16 protein-coding genes are annotated in these 17664 nt (G+C 68.4%); 7 read left to right on the top strand and 9 right to left on the bottom strand.

Annotated elements, in window-relative coordinates:
- Positions 1-102: 102 nt before the first annotated feature.
- Positions 103-2499, top strand: a complete 2397-nt coding sequence (locus tag ACIA12_RS36450) for an immune inhibitor A domain-containing protein (protein ID WP_396371904.1) — start codon at positions 103-105, stop codon at positions 2497-2499.
- 143 nt (positions 2500-2642) lie between these two features.
- Here ACIA12_RS36450 and hflX read toward each other — a convergent pair whose 3' ends face one another.
- From hflX to ACIA12_RS36435, 3 genes are all read right to left on the bottom strand, one after another.
- A complete protein-coding gene (gene hflX / locus ACIA12_RS36445) occupies positions 2643-4133 on the bottom strand; it encodes a GTPase HflX (protein WP_396371903.1) in 1491 nt (496 codons plus the stop codon).
- A gap of 82 nt (positions 4134-4215) precedes the next feature.
- The gene (gene dapF / locus ACIA12_RS36440) at positions 4216-5058 is read right to left on the bottom strand and encodes a diaminopimelate epimerase (protein WP_396371902.1); all 843 of its coding nucleotides are present in this window, start codon (positions 5056-5058) and stop codon (positions 4216-4218) included.
- Positions 5055-5636: a dihydrofolate reductase family protein gene (locus ACIA12_RS36435; protein ID WP_396371901.1), complete on the bottom strand. Its 582-nt coding sequence runs from the start codon at positions 5634-5636 to the stop codon at positions 5055-5057. Before ACIA12_RS36435 ends, dapF begins: the two co-directional genes overlap by 4 nt.
- Positions 5637-5758: 122 nt before the next feature.
- Here ACIA12_RS36435 and ACIA12_RS36430 point away from each other — a divergent pair, with 122 nt between their 5' ends.
- Positions 5759-6037 carry a hypothetical protein gene (locus ACIA12_RS36430; RefSeq protein WP_396371900.1) on the top strand — a complete coding sequence of 93 codons (279 nt, stop codon included), beginning with the start codon at positions 5759-5761 and terminating at the stop codon, positions 6035-6037.
- Here ACIA12_RS36430 and ggt read toward each other — a convergent pair.
- The 4 genes from ggt to miaA all read right to left on the bottom strand — a co-directional run bounded on the left by ggt (position 6034) and on the right by miaA (position 10241).
- Positions 6034-7911, bottom strand: coding sequence for a gamma-glutamyltransferase (ggt, locus tag ACIA12_RS36425; protein ID WP_396371899.1), 1878 nt, complete (start codon positions 7909-7911; stop codon positions 6034-6036). The two genes, ACIA12_RS36430 and ggt, sit on opposite strands and share 4 nt — an antisense overlap.
- Before the next feature lie 122 nt (positions 7912-8033).
- On the bottom strand, positions 8034-8741 hold the full coding sequence (locus ACIA12_RS36420; protein ID WP_396371898.1) for a hypothetical protein: 708 nt from the start codon (positions 8739-8741) through the stop codon (positions 8034-8036).
- The gene (locus ACIA12_RS36415) at positions 8729-9265 is read right to left on the bottom strand and encodes a SigE family RNA polymerase sigma factor (RefSeq protein WP_343983940.1); all 537 of its coding nucleotides are present in this window, start codon (positions 9263-9265) and stop codon (positions 8729-8731) included. Before ACIA12_RS36415 ends, ACIA12_RS36420 begins: the two co-directional genes overlap by 13 nt.
- Positions 9252-10241 (bottom strand): tRNA (adenosine(37)-N6)-dimethylallyltransferase MiaA, encoded by a 990-nt coding sequence (gene miaA, locus ACIA12_RS36410; RefSeq protein WP_396371897.1) that lies wholly within the window; start codon positions 10239-10241, stop codon positions 9252-9254. Before miaA ends, ACIA12_RS36415 begins: the two co-directional genes overlap by 14 nt.
- A gap of 189 nt (positions 10242-10430) precedes the next feature.
- Between miaA and ACIA12_RS36405 the strand changes: the two genes are divergently transcribed.
- The 4 genes from ACIA12_RS36405 to ACIA12_RS36390 all read left to right on the top strand — a co-directional run bounded on the left by ACIA12_RS36405 (position 10431) and on the right by ACIA12_RS36390 (position 13552).
- Positions 10431-10673, top strand: coding sequence for a hypothetical protein (locus ACIA12_RS36405; protein ID WP_396371896.1), 243 nt, complete (start codon positions 10431-10433; stop codon positions 10671-10673).
- A gap of 91 nt (positions 10674-10764) precedes the next feature.
- Positions 10765-11001 (top strand): antitoxin, encoded by a 237-nt coding sequence (locus ACIA12_RS36400; RefSeq protein ID WP_396371895.1) that lies wholly within the window; start codon positions 10765-10767, stop codon positions 10999-11001.
- A 146-nt stretch (positions 11002-11147) separates the two neighbouring features.
- Complete coding sequence (locus ACIA12_RS36395; protein ID WP_396371894.1) at positions 11148-11600, top strand: NUDIX domain-containing protein; 453 nt, start codon at positions 11148-11150, stop codon at positions 11598-11600.
- A gap of 95 nt (positions 11601-11695) precedes the next feature.
- The gene (locus tag ACIA12_RS36390) at positions 11696-13552 is read left to right on the top strand and encodes a LamG-like jellyroll fold domain-containing protein (protein ID WP_396371893.1); all 1857 of its coding nucleotides are present in this window, start codon (positions 11696-11698) and stop codon (positions 13550-13552) included.
- A 109-nt stretch (positions 13553-13661) separates the two neighbouring features.
- Here ACIA12_RS36390 and ACIA12_RS36385 read toward each other — a convergent pair whose 3' ends face one another.
- Positions 13662-14375 (bottom strand): phosphotransferase, encoded by a 714-nt coding sequence (locus tag ACIA12_RS36385; protein ID WP_396371892.1) that lies wholly within the window; start codon positions 14373-14375, stop codon positions 13662-13664.
- A gap of 43 nt (positions 14376-14418) precedes the next feature.
- Positions 14419-15900 carry a tRNA (N6-isopentenyl adenosine(37)-C2)-methylthiotransferase MiaB gene (gene miaB, locus ACIA12_RS36380; protein WP_396371891.1) on the bottom strand — a complete coding sequence of 494 codons (1482 nt, stop codon included), beginning with the start codon at positions 15898-15900 and terminating at the stop codon, positions 14419-14421.
- Positions 15901-16001: 101 nt separating this feature from the next.
- Here miaB and ACIA12_RS36375 point away from each other — a divergent pair, with 101 nt between their 5' ends.
- On the top strand, positions 16002-17543 hold the full coding sequence (locus ACIA12_RS36375) for an amidohydrolase family protein (protein WP_396371890.1): 1542 nt from the start codon (positions 16002-16004) through the stop codon (positions 17541-17543).
- Positions 17544-17664 lie beyond the last annotated feature (121 nt).

Below are 17664 nucleotides of genomic sequence, written 5' to 3'. Positions count from 1 at the left end.
CCGATTTTCCCCGTACTGTCGCGCAGAAGTACCACGCTCGGGGGAGCCATGAACACGTTGCGTCACAAGCGCGGCGTGCTTTTTCTGTACAGGGAGGGAATCGTGCGCAAAGTATCTGCCGGGCTGTTCAGCCTGGCTCTGGCGACGACGATCGGCTTGAGCCTGGCCTCAGCCGGCAACGCCGCTCAGCTGCCGGCTGGGGCCGCCGCCGCACCATCGGTGAGCGAGCCCGCGGCCACCTCGGACGAGCTACCGAACCCGGCCGAGGACAAGCGCCGCGAACTGCGTGAGGAAGCCCTCACCAAGGTGCTGAACGGAACCGCCAAGGCCGAGAAGCGCGGCGCCAGCACCGTCGTCAAGCTGGGCAAGAAGGACGCCGCGGCCAAGGGCAGCCTGACCGCCGGCACGACCACCAAGGCGGCCAAGGCCAAGGTCGACGAGTACGTCGAGCTGAGCCGCGAGAAGACCGACAAGATCTTCGTCGTCCTCGCCGAGTTCGGCAACGAGCGGCACCCGAACTACCCGGACAAGGACCAGGCGCCGGCCATCCCCGGTCCGGCCACCTTCGAGGGACCGCTGCACAACGCGATCCCGGCGCCCGACCGGTCGGTGGACAACTCCACCGTCTGGCAGGCCAACTATGACCAGGCGCACTACCAGCAGCTGTACTTCGGCGACGGCAACTCCGTCAAGAAGTACTACGAGAAGCAGTCGTCCGGCCGGTACAGCGTCGACGGCGAGGTCACCAACTGGGTCAAGGTCAAGTACAACGAGGCCCGCTACGGCCGGTCCAACGGCTTCCCGTGCGTCGGCAACGTCTGCAACAACACCTGGGCGCTGGTCGCGGACGCGGTGAACCAGTGGGTCGCCGACCAGAAGGCGGCCGGCCGCACCACGGCCCAGATCAAGGCCGACCTGGCGACGTTCGACCAGTGGGACCGTTACGACTACGACGGTGACGGCAACTTCAACGAGCCCGACGGTTACATCGACCACTTCCAGATCGTCCACTCCGGTGGCGACCAGGCCGATGGCGACCCGCAGCAGGGTGAGGACGCCATCTGGTCGCACCGCTGGTACGTCGGTGTCGCGGGCGGCCCGGCCACCAACCCGGCCGGCGGCGCGCAGATCGGTGACACCGGCCTGTGGGTCGGCGACTACACGATCCAGCCGGAGAACGGCGGGATCAGCGTCTTCGCCCACGAGTACGGCCACGACCTCGGCCTGCCGGACCTCTACGACACCTCGGGTGCCGCGGTCGAGAACGGCGTCAACTGGTGGTCGATCATGGCGCAGAGCCGGGTCAGCAAGCCCACCGACGGCGGCATCGGCGAGCAGGCGGCCGACTTCGGCGCCTGGGAGAAGCTGCAGCTGGGTTGGCTGGACTACGAGATCGTCAAGGCCGGCCAGGAGCGCAAGCTGGAGCTCGGCCCGCACGAGTACAACTCGACCAACCCGCAGGCCGTCGTGGTCACGCTGCCGAAGAAGCTGGTGACCTCGCCGCTGCAGCCGCCGGCTGTCGGCGCGAAGTCGTGGTGGAGCGGTCGCGGTGACAACTTCACCCACACGATGAACCGTCAGGTCGCGGTGCCGGCCACCGGTACGACGTCGCTGACGTTCCAGGCCAACTGGTCCATCGAGGACTGCGGCCCGGACACCGCCTGTGACTACGCCTACGTCGAGGTCAACGACGGCTCCGGCTACAAGCCGATCGCCGGCAACATCACCCACCCGGGTGAAGGCAACGGCATCGACGGTGACAGCAACGGCTGGAAGCCGGCCACGTTCGACCTGTCCGCCTACGCGGGCAAGACGGTCGGCCTGCAGTTCCGCTACACCACCGACCCGAACACCGGTGGCTTCGGAATCCACGTCGACGACATCGCGGTGACCAACGGCTCCACCACCGTGCTCAGCTCGGGCGCGGAGGCGACGCCGGAGGGCTGGACGCTGAACGGCTTCAGCTCGGTCGGCGCGACGCTCACCACGCCGTACGACAACTACTACATCGCCTCGCACCGCAACTACGTGTCCTACGACGAGAACCTCAAGACCGGTCCGTACAACTTCGGTTGGGCCAACTCGTTGCCGGACAAGGTGGAGCACTTCCCGATGCAGGAGGGTCTGCTGATCTCCTACTGGGACACCTCGCAGGGCGACAACAACGTCAACGTCCACCCCGGTGAGGGCGAAATCCTCCCGATCGACTCGCACCCGACCCCGATCAACCGTCTCGACGGTGGCATCTGGCGTCCGCGGGTCAGCGGCTACGACGCGCCGTTCGGACTGACCAAGGCCGACTCGTTCACGCTCCACCTGAACGGCCAGGCCAGCTACATCCGCGGCCAGGCAGCCCAGCCGCTGTTCAACGACAGCCTGTCCTACTGGGACGCCACGCAGCCGCAGAACAGCGTCAAGGTGCCGAACAATGGCGTCAACATCCGGGTGACCTCGCGCGACAACACCTCGCTCAAGGTCCGGATCTACCCCCGGAGCTGATCACCTGATCAGAGCACCACAAGCCAGCGGCCCCCGGGACTTCTCCCCGGGGGCCGCTGGTCATTTGGCTCACCAAATGCGACAGCCCCGCAAACCAGAGGCTTCCGGGGCTGTCGGTGGTACAGGTCAGGCGGTGGTACAGGTCAGGCGATGACCGCGTACTTCGCGAGGTCGCCGGCCAGGTCGGCGTGCACCCGGGCGGTCACCCTGGTGCCGTCGCCGGTGTGCTCCAGCTGGTCGACCGCACCCTCGGAGTGGATCCGGGAGACCAGGTCGCCGCGGTCGTACGGGAGCAGTAGGTCGACGGCGACGTCCGGGCTCGGCAGGGCTGCCTCCACCAGGGCGCGGAGCTTGTCGATGCCCTCGCCGGTACGCGCCGACACCACGATCGCGCCGGTCTCCCGGTGCAGGATCGGGGCGAGCGCCATCGGGTCGGCCACATCGCCCTTGTTGATCACGATGATCTCCTGGACGTTGCCGGCACCGATCTCGGCGAGCACCTCGCGGACCGCGTTGATCTGCGCGATCGGGTCCGGATGCGAACCGTCCACCACGTGCAGCAGCAGGTCCGCGTCGGCGACCTCCTCCAGCGTCGAGCGGAACGCCTCGACGATGTCGTGCGGCAGATGCCGGACGAACCCGACGGTGTCGGTGAAGGTGTAGACCCGGCCGTCGGACGTCGTCGTCCGCCGGGTGGTCGGGTCCAGCGTCGCGAACAGCGCGTTCTCGACCAGTACGCCGGCGTTCGTCATGCTGTTCAGCAGGGACGACTTGCCCGCGTTCGTGTACCCGGCGATCGCGACCGACGGGATCGAATGCCGGCGACGCTCCTGCCGCATCGTCGAACGGGTGCTCTTCAGGTCCTTCAGCTCACGCCGCAGCTTGGCGATCTTGGTGTTGATCCGGCGCCGGTCGGTCTCGATCTTGGTTTCACCAGGACCACGACCACCGATACCGCCACCCGCCGCACCGACCCGGCCACCGGCCTGGCGGGAGAGGTTTCCACCCCAACCACGCAGCCGCTGCTTCATGTACTGCAGCTGGGCCAGCTCGACCTGCGCCTTGCCTTCCTTGCTCTTCGCGTGCTGGGCGAAGATGTCGAGGATCAGCGCGGTCCGGTCGACCACCTTGACCTTCAGCTTGTCTTCCAGGTTGCGCAGCTGGGCGGGCGCGAGCTCGCCGTCCGCGATCACCGTGTCGGCGCCGAGCGCGGCGACCAGGTTGCGCAGGTCGGCCACCTTGCCGCTACCGATGTAGGTGGCGGGGTCCGGCTTCTTGCGCCGCTGGATCACACCGTCGAGCACCTCGGAACCAGCCGTCTCGGCGAGCAGCTTCAGCTCGGCGAGGGAGTTCTCGGCGTCCTCGGCGCTGCCGTCGGTCCACACGCCGACCAGCAGCACGCGCTCCAGCAGCAGCTTGCGGTATTCGACCTCGCTGATGTCCGTCAGCTCGGTCGACATCCCCACCACGCGCCGCAGCGCCTGGCGTTCCTCCAGCTCGAGGCCTTCGGTGTTCTCCTCGGCGGAGTAGTCGTTGCGGTAACCCGACGAAGACTCCTCGTCGTCGAGCACGTCGTCCTGGAGCAGGTCGAGGTCGACGTCGGTCTCTTCGTATGCGTTCGATTGGGTCGTCATATACCTTCCATCGTGGCACGGCTCACCCCCACAGGCGACCCGATTTCAGTTCCAACGACCCAGCGTCGCGCTGAATTCCCGTTCAGGCGGGCAACCAGGACCTGTCGAACTCGCCGCGGGCGTGGATGACGGCTGGGCCGGTGAGCTCCAGGTGGTTGTCTTCGCGCCAGTTCACGGTGACGGAACCGCCCGGTACTACGACGCGGTACGTGACCGGCGCGCTCTGGCGGGCCGCGCGGGCGGAGGCCACGGCGACGGCGCAGGTGCCGGTGCCGCAGGAGCGGGTCTCGCCCGCGCCTCGCTCGTGCACTCGCATCGCCACCTCGTTCGGGCCTTTGCGGACTACGAACTCGATGTTGACCCCGTGTGGGAACGCGTTTGCCGGGGACCAGCCGGGCTGGTCGCAGAGGTTGCCCGGCTCGTCGAGCGAGTCCACGAAGGCCACCGCGTGGGGGTTGCCCATGTCGACGTGGAGGGCCGGCCATTGGTGGCCGTTCGCCTCCACGACGATGCCGGCCGGTCCGGGGAGTCTCGGCTCACCCATGTCGACGGTGATCGTGCCGTCGTCGTTGAGCACGACCTCCTTCACCCCGGCCCGGGTCCCCACCCGGACCGGCTTCTCGCCGACCAGACCGGCCTCAGCCAGGTACCGGACGAACACCCGGACCCCGTTGCCACACATCTCCGCGATCGAGCCGTCGGCGTTGCGATAGTCCATGAACCAGTCGCCACCGTCCTCGACGTACGACTGCTTCGATCCCTCGATCACCCGCAACACCCCGTCCGCCCCCAGGCCGGCGTGCCGGTCGCACAGGAAGCGGACGACGGCTGCGTCCAGCTCGCCGTGCACGCTTCCATCAGGGTCGGGCAGCAGCACGAAGTCGTTCTCGGTGCCGTGTCCCTTAAGCCAGGGGAAGGTGCTCATGGGCAAATCGTACGGTGGTCGCGTCGATAGGTGAGTTTCACGACGGCCTGGTCGAAGATCTGGCTGTCGGCCAAGGCGACTCCCCGGCGGTTGCCGATGTCCGCCAGCAGGCTGGGACCGGCCCCGAGCGCAACCGGGTGGACATAGATCTGGTACTCGTCGACGAGGTCCTGCCGGGCGAGCTCGGTGATCATCTCGCCGCTGCCCACCAGATAGAGATCGCCGTTCGCCCGCTCCCGCGGCCCAGCCAGCGACTCGATGTCGCGCAGCACGGTGGTGTCCCAGTCGGCCGACTGCATCGTCTTGGAGAACACCGCTTTGGGCATCGACTTCCACAGCTTCGAATACCTGACCAGCCACTGGTCGTTGCCCGGGTCCTCGTCCGCAGTCGGCCAGTAGCCGGCCATCCCCTGATAGGTCCGGCGACCGTACAAGAACATGCCCGCCTTGCTGTGCTCCGTCACGAAGTGGGCATGCAGTTCGTCCTTGACCACGAACCAGTCGAGTTCGCCGCCCGGGCCTGCCGTCCGGCCGTCCAGCGACACCTGCACCGACACGACGATTCTGTTGCCTGACATAACCATCTCCCTGTGGTCGCGAACCGCTGACACCTCACGGTCGGATCCGGCCCGGGTGCCTTGACATGGACCAGCGGTCGGGTCGTCGGTCGGTTGCGCGGGTTCCGTCGTACCGTTTCGGCATGGGTGAGCAGGTGGTGGCGTACTTCTGGGAGCGGGAGGACGCGGATGCGGTGGCCGGGCGGCTGGATGCGGTTGTGCGGCGGGATCGGTTTCAGGGGGAGGACGACGACGAGGACCATCCGTGGATGGTCCTCGTGCCGGCTGATGCCGAGTTGAGCGTTGTGGAGCCGTTGGTCACGCAGTACGACGGGTGGCTCGACGCGGGTGATGCCGGAGCACCGCCGCCCGTCGAGCCGCCGCCGTTGCCTACTGCTCCCAAGCGGTTGAAGAAGGGTTAGTTCGGCCAGAGCTGGTCGACTGTGCCGGCCGCGCCTCCGCCGCGACGCTTCGGCTCGGCCGCAGCGAGGTAGCCGCCATGCGGCAGTACTTCGAGCGCCGCGACCGCCCCGATCTCGGCAGCCGACGTGAGGGCGTCACCCGCCGGTACCAGCGTGTGGCCGTACGGCTTGAGCGCCGTCCCATAGGCGTCGATGAACGGCGGCTCGGCCGTCACGTTGACCGTGTTGCGCTGGGACGCGCGCGGCGCGGCGATCGCCTCGGGCAGGGTCATCCCCCGGTCCAGCCGGTTGGTCAGCGTCTGCAGCACGGTCGTGATGATGGTCGAACCACCCGGCGAACCGAGCGCGAGGAACGGCTTGCCGTGCTTCAGCACGATCGTCGGCGACATCGACGACCGCGGCCGCTTGTTCGGCTGGATCCGGTTCGGGTCGGCCGGGTCGGGAACCGCGGTGAAGTCGGTCAGCTCGTTGTTCAGCAGGAAGCCGCGACCGGGGACGAGGATGCCGGAGCCGCCGGTCTGCTCGATCGTCAGCGTGTACGAGACGATGTTGCCCCACTTGTCGGCCGCGACCAGGTGGGTCGTCGACAGGCCTTCGGTGTCGGCCTTGTCCTCATGCGCGATACCCGCCGGGCAACCGGAGTACGAACCGTCCGGCGAACCGGGCGGCAGCGGCTTGACCGAGGCCTTGGCCGGGTCGATCAGGCAGGACCGCTCGGCGCCGAACCCCTTGGAGAGCAGCTCTTTCGTCGGTACGTCGACGAACGCCGGGTCGCCGACGTACTTGCCGCGATCGGCGAACGCGAGCGCCGACGCCTCGAGGTAGGAGTGCAACGCCTGTGGGGTCGACTGCTTCGACAACTTCAACGGGGCAAGGATGTTGAGCGCCTCCCCCACCGTCGTACCACCGGACGAGGACGGCGCCATCCCGTAGACGTCCAGGCCGTCGTAGCTGACCTTCGTCGGCTCCCGCTTGATCACCTTGTACTTGGCCAGGTCGGCCGTGGTGAGGTGGCCGGGCATCACCGGCAACGTCGCGCCCGGAGCCTTCGGCGGCGTCTGGACCGTCGTCGCGATCTCCTGCGCCAGCGGACCGCCGTAGAAGGCCGACGGACCCTTCTTGCCGAGCAACTTGTACGTGTTGGCCAGGTCCTTGTTCTTGAAGACGGAGCCGACGACGGGCGCATCACCATTGGGCAGGTACAGCGCGGCAGTCGGCGTGATCGCCGAGAAGCGGGCCTTGTTGTCGAGCGTCTGGTTGCGGAAGGTCTGGTCGATCACGAACCCGCGATCGGCCAGGTCCGCGGCCGGCTTGAGCGCCTTGCCCAGCGACAGCGAGCCCCACGAGTGCAGCGCGGAGTCCCAGGTCGCGAGCGTGCCGGGGACGCCGACCGAGACGCCGGACGTCACCAGGTCCGGGAAGAACGTGTACGGCTTGCCAGGCGTGGCCGGGTTGAGGAAGGCGTCGGCGGGCATCGTCGCAGGTGCGGTCTCGCGGCCGTCGATCGTGTAGACCTTGCGGTCCTTCGCGCTGTAGTAGACGAAGTATCCACCTCCGCCGACACCGGCGGAGTACGGCTCCGTCACGCCGAGCGCTGCTGCCGTCGCGACGGCCGCGTCGACGGCGTTGCCGCCGCGGCGGAGTACGGAGACGCCGATGTTGGTCGCGTCGGCATCGACCGAGGCAACCGCGCCACCGAAGCCGACCGCCGTGGCGTACTTCTTGGTGGGCTGGGCTGTGTGGTCGTCGGTCTGGGCGGCGAGCTGGCGAGGCGGCTCGACGGTGCGCTGGGCAATGGCCGCGGTGCTCGCGGTCAGGCCGGCCAGGACGAGCGTTCCCGCTGTCAGGGTGGCGGCCAGGCGTGTGGGGGTCACGGGTCCTCCGCGGATCGGGCGTACAGGGACAGGCCCCTGCCTACCCGCTCAGGAGCTTGTCCGCCAGTCGTGGCGCGTCCGTCTTGTCAGTTGGCGCCTACCGACGGTGACAGTTGACGGTGTCAGTTGACCGTGCAGGAGGCCATGAAGCGGCGGAGGAGGTCGTCGTTCCAGTCCTTGTTGCCGGTCGGCAGCTGGACCAGCAGCCAGCGGTCGCCGAGCAGCACCTGGCCGGACTCGCGGCCTTCGCTGGTACCGAGGTGGAAGACCTTGCCCGCGGACTCGGACACGCGGATGCCCTGCAGGCTTCGGGCCGCGTCGATCGCCTGGATGTCCAACCCGGCGCCCGGGTCGAGATCCGCGGTCCGCATGGTCGGTGGGGCGAGCTGGATGTGGTTGGGGCCGGCTGGGGCTTTCAGCGCCCAGCCCTCCGGTGCCAGCGAGCAGCTGATGTTTTTCCAGGCAGCCCGGTTGGCGATCAGTGTGACGCCGGTGCTGAAGGTCGACATCGTGCCCTCGTCGGCTCCCGGGCTCGGCTCGGCGGTCTTCGCCGGCGAACGACCCGCCTCCGCGCCCGCCGCCGACGCGGGCTCATCGGGTCCGCCGGCCACCTCCGAGTGGCCCGCGCCCCACCACTTGACCTGGTTGCCGACCGCGAGCACCGCTGTCGTGGCAGCGGCGATGCACAGTACGCCGGTGACGCGGCGGCGCGCCCTGATCCGGCGCAGCGCCCGGCGTCCCCGCGCCACGTCCGCATCCACGTCAGCTGCCGGCAGCCCGTCGACCGCATGGTCGGCGAACTCCGCCAGCAGCTTCTTCACGTCGTCCACTTGTCCGTACTCCCCGTCGCGGGATCCGTGGCCGGGTCGTCGGCCATCAGGTCCTTCAGTCGTTTCAAAGCTTTCGCGGTCTGGCTCTTCACAGTGCCCTCGGTGCACTCCAGGATCCGGGCGCAGCTGGACACGTCGAGATCCTCGAAGTACCTGAGCACCAGGACCGCCCGTTGCCTGGGCGCCAGGTCCAGCAGCGCCTTGCGGACGGCCAGTGTGTCCACCGGATCCGTCTGCTCCGACAGCCTCGGCTCGAACGTCTCGGCGGTCACCACCTCGGGGTGGCGGCCGGCCCGGCGACGCTCGTCCAGGAAGGCGTTGACCAGGATGCGGTGCGCATACGGCCCGGCGCCTTCGTGCCGGATCCGGTGCCAGTGCACATACACCCGGGTACAGGCGGTCTGGACCAGATCCTCGGCGGTGTGCACATCCCCCGCGGTGAGCAACATCGCCGTTCGCATCAGTCTGCTGCGGTCCGCGACGACGTACTCGCGGAACTCGGCCTCACGGTCACCCCCTCGCATCGACAGCCCCCAGGCCTTCTTCCATCCCGACTACGTCGGCGGGGCCTGGATGGTTGCCTCTGATCACGCGGAGAGCTTGGTCGACCAGATCGGGCGCATCCCAAGGCAGCCAGGTGATCCGGGGGTCCTTGCGGAACCAGGAGTCCTGCCGGCGGGCGAATCTGCGGGTCGCCTGGGCGGTCCTCATCCGCGCCTCGGTCTCGGACAGTTCGCCGCGCAGCAGCGCGATCACCTGCGGGTAGCCGAGCGCGCGGTTCGCGGTACGGCCGTCCAGCAAGCCCTTAGCCAGCAGGGCTTCCACCTCGTCGACGAAACCGTTGTCGAACATCCGGTCCACCCGGCGGTCGATCCGCTCATCGAGAACCGGCCGCGGGACGTCGAGTCCGAGCTGGACGGCGCCCGGGTAGACGTAGGTGTGCTCGGGCAGCGTCGCGACGTACGGGCCGCCGGTGATCTCGATGACCTCGAGCGCACGGACGATCCGGCGGCCGTTGCTCGGCAGGATCTGCGCGGCCGCGGCCGGATCGACCTCGGCCAGCCGCTGATGCAGAGCACCGGAGCCGTGCTCCACCAGCTCGGCCTCGAGGCGCTCACGGAGTACCGGATCGGTACCCGGGAACTCGAAGTCGTCGAGGATCGCCCTGACGTAAAGCGCCGAGCCACCGGCCAGCACCGGAACCACCTGACGGCGCAGGCAGTCGTCGATCGCGGCCCGGGCCAGCTGCTGGAACTCAGCCACCGTGGCGGTCTGGGTCACGTCGAGGATGTCGAGCAGATGATGCGGTACGCCGGAGCGCTCGGCCACGGTGATCTTCGCCGTACCGACGTCCATCCCGCGGTAGACCTGCATTGCGTCGGCGTTGACCACCTCACCTGTGCCGGATCCACTTGGCAATTGCTTGCAGAGGGCAACCGACAGGTCGGATTTTCCGGCCGCCGTGGGACCCACGACGGCGACCACGAGTGACTCGACCATCTCCTTAGTGTGACAGTGCCCGCCGCCGGGCCTGGCGACCGGCGTGAACTCTGGGCCAAGGATCGGCCGGCGGGCTTGTGGGTGACCCCCTGTGTTCGGTAGGAACGGGGGCAAGAGTTACGGTCCGGACCGCATCGGCGATTCGGGGGGCCGAAACACATCGCAGTACCTGACTCGGGAGGAACTTTCGTGACGAATCCGTTCGAAGAAGAAGCCGGCGCGGCCAAGGACGCGGCCAAGGACGCGGTCGAGGAGAACGTCGAGCAGGCCGACGCGCTCACGCGCAGCGGCGGCGACGTCGAGGTCGGACCGGACCAGAGCGGCGGCGACGTCGAGTTCAGCGGCGGCGACGTCGAGTTCGGCGACGACGGCGACGAGGCGGGCACGGACTCCGGCGGCGACGTCGAATCCGAACCCCGCGATCTCGCCTGAGCCACCTCCCACACCTGGGGCCCTGTTGGTGGGAAGATCACCGCTAGCTGTCTGTAAGTAGTTCACTACGCTAGGAATGGGAGCCCCCGAGATGGGCATCTTCGACAAGTTCAAGGGCAAGGCCGAGGACCTGAAGGACAAGGCCGGCGACCTGGTCGACCAGCACGGCGACAAGGTCGGCGAGGGTCTCGACAAGGCCGGCGACTTCGTTGACGAGAAGACCGGTGGCAAGTACGGCGACAAGATCGACCAGGGCGTCGACAAGGCCAAGGACGGCCTCGACGGGCTGGACGGCCAGGACGACGACATCGCCAACAAGCCTGCCTGAGCAACACCTCGAGGGCCGCAAGGGGATCTCCCCTTGCGGCCCTTTGCTCTTTTCGCCCACTTTGAGCACCCACCAGTCGCCCGATCGATGCTCCGGCGACTGGTGGGTGCTCAAAGTGGGGGTGGGGGTCCCTAGGGTTGGGCGGTATGGATCGGTTTCAGGTGATTCCCGCGGCTTATGTGGTGTTGCGGCGTGGCGACGAGGTGCTGTTGTTGCTCAGGGCCAACACCGGCTACATGGACGGCTTCTGGGCGACCGCGGCCGGGCATGTCGAGCAGGGCGAGTCCGTACTGGCGGCAGCGATCCGCGAAGTCCGGGAAGAGGTCGGGGTGGAGATCGACCCGGCCGACCTGGTGCCCGTCACGGCGATGCACCGGACCGGTGGCAACGGGCTGCCGATCGACGAGCGGGTCGACTTCTTCTTCACGGTTTCGCGGTGGAGCGGCGAGCCACGCCTGATGGAGCCGGGCAAGGCGGCAGGCCTCGACTGGTTCTCCCTCGACAAGCTGCCCGATCCGGTCGTACCGCATGAGGCGCGGGTCCTGGCCGGTCTTCGTGCGGGTGGTCTGCCTGCGGTGATCGCGGAGGGTTTCGAGTAGTTCTTCTGGCGTTCATGTTGGTCAGGACAAAGGCGTTCTAGAGTGCCAGCGATGCGCCGGGGCGTGAGGCACCGGCACCTAGGCCGGAGGCACCGATGGGCGAGCAGTTCGATGGGACCAGCAGGCGGCGGATTCTGCAGGCGGGGGCGCTGGGGGCGGGGATCGCAGCCGTCGGGGTGACTGGCGTATCGACGGCTTCGGCGGCCGGCCCTTCTTCGATCAGTCCTTCTTCGACCGGCACTGCCGGCACTGCGTCGAGCCGGCCCGACGTGGAGGACCCGCGGTTCACGCTGGCCGTCGTACCGGACACGCAGTACATGTTCGACGAGGACCGGGGCGACTCGGCGCCGCTGACCGCGACCTTCGAGTACCTGATCGACCAGCGCGGCGTCGACAACATCGTCTTCACCGCGCACCTGGGCGACATCACCCAGAACGCGCAAGCGCGGGAGTTCGCGCAGGCCGACCCGGTGTTCGCGGTGATGGACCGGGCGCGGATGCCGTACAGCGTGCTCGCGGGCAACCACGACATCGACGGCAGCAAGGACGACCAGCGCGGCGATTCGCCGTACCTGCACGTGTTCGGGCCGCAGCGGTTCAAGCGGATGAGCACCTACGGCGGCTCGACGCCGGACGGCTACAACTCGTACCACGTGTTCCGCGCGGGCGGCCGGCAATGGTTGCTGCTGGCAATGGACTGGCGGCCGTCCGACGCGGGCTTCGCCTGGGCCCGCAAGGTGATCGCGGAGCACCCGACGTTGCCGGTGATCCTGACGATCCACGAGCTCGTCTACGCCAACGACGACGGTGGCGTCGCGTACTTCTCCGACCACGGCAACCGCGTCTGGGACCAGCTGGTCGACGGCAACGACCAGATCTTCCTGACCCTGAACGGCCACTACTGGCCGCCCGGCCGGACGATCCGCCAGAACGCCGCCGGGCACGACGTCCACCTGCACATCACCAACTACCAGGACCGGTACTACGGCGGCGGCGCGATGATCCGCCTCTACCACTTCGACCTGGTCCGGAACACGATCGACGTCGAGACGATCAACCCGTGGATCCTGGCGCAGAAGCCGGGCCGCCGTTCGCTGCTGGCCGAGCAGGAGGTCGAGCTGACCAGCGACGTCAACCGCTTCAGCCTGCCGATCGACTTCGCCGCCCGCTTCGCCGGGTTCGCTCCTTTGCCGGTACGGCCCGCGCGGCCGGCCGCCGAGCTGGTGATCCCTGGGACGGTCGCTTACTGGCGGCTCGACGGGCCGGTCGGGTCGCGGGTGGTGGATCACTCGGGCCGGGGCAATGACCTGACGCCGGTGCTGTTGCCGGGCAGCCCGGCGGACAGCCTGAAGGCGTCCACTGAGTTCCACCCGGATCAGCCGGGCCACGCGAGCTGGGTGTTCGGCGGCGGCAAGAAGCCGGGACGGGGTGGCTACCTTCGTACCGCCGACAACGCGCCGCTCAACCGGCTGACCTTCAAGGGCGGCTACACCATCGAGGCGTTCGTGAAGCTGTCCGACGACGGCGCCGACCACTCCTGGGAAGGCCTGCTGAGCCGGCTCGGTACCGGCGCCGACGCGGGCAAGACCGGCAGCGACCCGTCCGAGCCGGTCGTCAACCTCGCCTTCTCCGGCGGGCGCGAACTCCAGTGGGCCGTCTACCCGCTGGACAAGAACGATACCTTCACCAACTGGGGTCATGAGGAGGTCGCGGGCCGCTGGTTCCACCTGGCGGTAGTCAACGACGGGCGCCACACCACCCTCTTCATCGACTCGTCGGAGTTGCTGCGCAACCCGTCGACCCGCTCCAACGGCCTCGCCACCACCGGAGCCGCCTGGCTGCTGGGCGCCAACCACTACGCCAACAAGATCGAGCAGACCTTCGCCGGCCACATCGGCGAACTCCGGATCGTCGACCGCGCGCTGTCGCTGAAGGAGTTCCTCAACGCCTGAGCCTGCCGCGGTTTGAGCTGTTGGAGCAGGCCGACCGGTGTTTTTGGTGTCGGCTGGCGGGTTTTGGTGCCGCTGGCGTGATGCTGCACGTCAGCGGCCCGAGAACCTGCTAGGGCAAGTGTGAGCGGATCAGTTCTGCCTGGGCTGGTAGGAGATCGAGTTCCTGCTGGCTCAGGGTGCGGTTGTGGGCGCGGGCGGCGAGGGCGGCGTCGAGGCCGGGGGTCAGGTCGATCGAGTTGGCCAGGTAGGTGGTGAGGGACTCGCGGAGCATCGCCGAGAGGTTGGCGAAGGCGGGGTCGAGGGCTACCTGGGCGAAGATGATCGCGGTCATCGCGAGGTCGAACTCGGGTGAGCCTTCCTCGGCGTTGCGCCAGTCGATGACGACCGGGCCAGCTGGGGTGAGAATCACGTTGTACGGATGGAGATCGCCGTGCACGACGACGTTGCCGCGGGTGCCGCTCGGGGCCGGGATGGCGTGGAGGCGGCGATGCAGGTCAGCATGCATGCGGCCAAGCTCCGACGGTGAGAGGTCACCGGCGATCGCCGCATCGGCAAGTGTCGGCCCGGTGAGTCGCTCGATCACCATGTCCGGCCCGTCGATCTGACGCACGGCCGGTACCGGGTAGTCGTACTTCGCCACCCAGGTCATGTACTCCGCTTCATCCCGCACCGGATGCCCATCCCGATACCGCCGCAACACCCACTCATCATCGATCGAGTAGACATCCGCATCCCGCCCAGCAGCAAACGGCTCAGCACCAGCCACCAACAACCCACCAACCCGCCCCGCGGCCCCATCCCCACCCACCACAGGGACAGACACAGCCCCGCTCTGGTTGGGGGCGGGGTTGGGGGTGTTGGGCAAGTTAGTTGACCTGGCAGCCGCCGACGGCCGGCTCCAAGGGGGTCGGGGCGCCGATGGGGGGCATGCCGAGCATGACGCCGGGGGTGGCGGTGGAGGCTGGGGTGTCTTGGGCTCGTTGCCAGGCGTCGCCGGCGCGGGTGTGGCGTACGGAGCCGAAGATGTCGGCTACCAGGTGGTGGGGGGCCGCGTAGGTGACCTCGACGGTTGCCATGTCGCCGGGGCGCGGCTTCTCGATGCCTTCGGGGAGGGTGAAGTGGACCAGGCGGTTGTCGCGGGCGCGGCCGGAGAGGCGGTGGGTGGCGGCGTCCTTGCGGCCCTCGCCCTCGGCGATCAGGACCTCGACGGAACGGCCGACGATCAACTTGTTCTCTTCCCAGGCCATCTCGTCCTGCAGCTCGACCAAGCGCAAGTACCGCTCCTGTACGACCGCGTGCGGCACCTGGTCCTCCATCGACTCGGCCGGAGTGCCGGGACGCTTGGAGTACTGGAAGGTGAAGGCGCCGGCGAAGCGCGCCTCGCGGACGACGTCGAGCGTGCCCTGGAAGTCTTCCTCGGTCTCACCGGGAAAGCCGACGATGATGTCGGTCGTGATCGCGGCGTCCGGCATCGCGGCCCGGACGTCGGAGATGATCTTGAGGTAGCGATCCCGCCGGTACGAGCGGCGCATCGTCTTGAGGATCTGGTCCGACCCCGACTGCAGCGGCATGTGCAGCGACGGCATCACGTTCGGCGTCTCGGCCATCGCCTCGATCACGTCCGCGGTGAAGTCGCGCGGATGCGGCGAGGTGAAGCGGACCCGCTCCAGCCCCTCGATCCCACCGCAGGCCCGCAACAGCTTCGAGAACGCGTACCGGTCGCCGAACTCGACGCCGTACGAGTTGACGTTCTGGCCGAGCAGCGTCACCTCGAGCACGCCCTCGGCGACCAGCGCCTCGACCTCGGCCAGCACGTCGCCGGGGCGGCGGTCCTTCTCGCGACCGCGCAGCGCCGGGACGATGCAGAACGTGCAGGTGTTGTTGCAGCCGACGCTGACCGACACCCAGGCGGAGTACGGGGACTCCCGCCGGGTCGGCAGCGTGGACGGGAAGACGTCGAGCGACTCGAGGATCTCGACCTGCGACTCCTCGGCGATCCGGGCCCGCTCCAGCAGCACCGGCAGCGAGCCGATGTTGTGGGTGCCGAAAACGACATCCACCCAGGGCGCCTTCTTGGTGATGGTCGCGCGGTCCTTCTGCGCGAGGCAGCCACCGACGGCGATCTGCATCCCCGGGTTCTTCGCCTTCGCGGGGGCCAGCTGGCCGAGATTGCCGTACAGCTTGTTGTCGGCGTTCTCGCGGACCGCGCAGGTGTTGAAGACGACCACGTCGGCGAGGTCGCCCTCGGGCGCGCGGACGTAACCGGCGGTCTCCAGCAGGCCCCGCAGACGCTCGGAGTCGTGGACATTCATCTGACACCCGTGGGTGCGGACCTCGTATGTACGCATAACAGCCACCAAGAGTACGTGCCTTGGTGGGGTTTTCCCTACCTGGGATAGGGCGGTCAGAACCCCTGACCGCAGAGCCCGGGCAAACAACAGTGGAGGGCATGAACAGTTCCCGTCGTCAGTTCCTCGCCCGTACCGCCGCAGGAGCCGCCATGGTTGCCGGAAGCTCCTTCACCGCCGACCACGCCGTCGCCCTCAGCTGGCCGTCCAGCACGGCCCGCTCCCCCAGGATCACCGCGTTGACCGACGTCACCGTGATCGACCCGGCAACGGGCCGTCGCGACCGGCACCAGACCGTACTGATCAGTGGTGATCGCATCATCGGAGTGGGCCGGCTGCCGGTCCCCCGCGGCGCCACCGAGCTCAACCTGACCGGCAAGTTCGTCATCCCCGGCCTGGCCGACATGCACGTCCACTCCCTCGGCGACGAGCACGTCTCGCCGCCGCTGTACCTGGCCAACGGCCTCACCACCGTCCGCGAGATGGCCGCGCCCGACCCGGTCGTCTACGACTGGCGCGACCGGATCGAGGCGGGCACGCTGCTCGGTCCGCGGATGATCGTGGCCAGCCAGATCATCGATGGCGATCCGACCCTGTGGGACCCCAACCTGCTCCACGTGCTCGTCGTCGACGACGAGGCCGGCGCGCGGGCGGCGGTCCGGCAGGTGAAGGAGGAGGGGGCCGACTTCGTCAAGGTCTACTCGCGGCTGAGCCCAGCGGCGTACCGGGCGATCTTGGACGAGGCGCGGCGGCAAGGGCTGACGGTCGCCGGTCACGGTCCCGACCAGGTACCGATCAAGCAGGTGAGCGACGCCGGCCAGCGCAGCATCGAGCACATTCACTCGCTGGGCCTGTCGGTGTCGAGCCGCGAGGCCGAGGTACGCCGGATGCAGCAGGCGATCGCGATCAGGACCGGCGACTACAACGGCTGGTTCCGGCAGATGCACCCGATCGAGTGGATCGCGGCGAACACCTTCAGCCAGGCCCGCGCGGCCGACGTCTTCGGCACGCTGCGGCGCAACCGGACCCGGGTCACCCCGACACTGACCATGCACAAGGTGCTGGACATGCCCGACTTCACCGGGCCCGACCCCGCGACGCAGAAGTATCTGAGTGAGGACTCGATCGGCACCTACGACTACGTGATCGAGAACCTCTACAAGGCCAACCGGAACGCCGAGGAGATCTCCCACCAGCGGCAGATGTGGGAGTACCGGCAGCGTTTCGTCCGCGAGCTCTTCGCCCACGACGTCCCCGTACTGGCCGGCACCGACACCGGTACGCCGTACATGGTCCCCGGCTTCGCCCTGCACGACGAGCTCGAACTGCTCGTCGGCGCCGGCGCCACCACCCGGCAGGCCCTGTACGCCGCAACGGTAGAACCAGCCAAGTTCCTGGGACTGGCCGCCGACCTCGGGTCCGTTGCCCCACGCAAGGTCGCCGACCTGGTTGTACTGGACGCCGACCCGCTGCACGACATCCGCAACACCCGGCGGATCCACACCGTCGTCACCCGCGGCCGGATCATCTCCCCGGCCGAACGAACCCGCATGCTGGCCGACGTCGAGGCAGCCGTCAAAACCCCACCCGCACCATCCGGCCTAGCTGCCGGCGGCTGCTGCGGAAGCGGCAAACCGCGCTGACCGGCGTGGGGGGGGGGGGGGGGGGGGGGGGGGGGGGGGGGGGGGGGGGGCGGCCCCCCCCGGGGGGGGGGGCAAGGACTGTGTGGAATGGGTGTGGTGGTCCGAGATCTCGCCCAGACAC

Origin of the sequence: Kribbella sp. NPDC051620, from assembly GCF_044453825.1 — a bacterium.
In the GTDB taxonomy this organism is placed as follows: domain Bacteria; phylum Actinomycetota; class Actinomycetes; order Propionibacteriales; family Kribbellaceae; genus Kribbella.
The sequence above is the reverse complement of the archived record's forward strand: the minus strand, read 5'-3'. Positions and strand labels throughout refer to the sequence as shown.

What these genes read in the sequence shown, in the direction of transcription:
- ACIA12_RS36400 (WP_396371895.1), top strand. Translation starts at nt 10,765, where the DNA reads ATGGGCATCTTCGACAAGTTCAAGGGCAAGGCCGAGGACCTGAAGGAC.
- ACIA12_RS36390 (WP_396371893.1), top strand. Translation starts at nt 11,696, where the DNA reads ATGGGCGAGCAGTTCGATGGGACCAGCAGGCGGCGGATTCTGCAGGCG.
- dapF (WP_396371902.1), bottom strand. Translation starts at nt 5,058, where the DNA reads ATGAGCACCTTCCCCTGGCTTAAGGGACACGGCACCGAGAACGACTTC.
- ACIA12_RS36415 (WP_343983940.1), bottom strand. Translation starts at nt 9,265, where the DNA reads ATGCGAGGGGGTGACCGTGAGGCCGAGTTCCGCGAGTACGTCGTCGCG.
- ACIA12_RS36395 (WP_396371894.1), top strand. Translation starts at nt 11,148, where the DNA reads ATGGATCGGTTTCAGGTGATTCCCGCGGCTTATGTGGTGTTGCGGCGT.
- ACIA12_RS36430 (WP_396371900.1), top strand. Translation starts at nt 5,759, where the DNA reads ATGGGTGAGCAGGTGGTGGCGTACTTCTGGGAGCGGGAGGACGCGGAT.
- miaA (WP_396371897.1), bottom strand. Translation starts at nt 10,241, where the DNA reads ATGGTCGAGTCACTCGTGGTCGCCGTCGTGGGTCCCACGGCGGCCGGA.
- hflX (WP_396371903.1), bottom strand. Translation starts at nt 4,133, where the DNA reads ATGACGACCCAATCGAACGCATACGAAGAGACCGACGTCGACCTCGAC.
- miaB (WP_396371891.1), bottom strand. Translation starts at nt 15,900, where the DNA reads ATGCGTACATACGAGGTCCGCACCCACGGGTGTCAGATGAATGTCCAC.
- ACIA12_RS36375 (WP_396371890.1), top strand. Translation starts at nt 16,002, where the DNA reads ATGAACAGTTCCCGTCGTCAGTTCCTCGCCCGTACCGCCGCAGGAGCC.
- ACIA12_RS36435 (WP_396371901.1), bottom strand. Translation starts at nt 5,636, where the DNA reads ATGTCAGGCAACAGAATCGTCGTGTCGGTGCAGGTGTCGCTGGACGGC.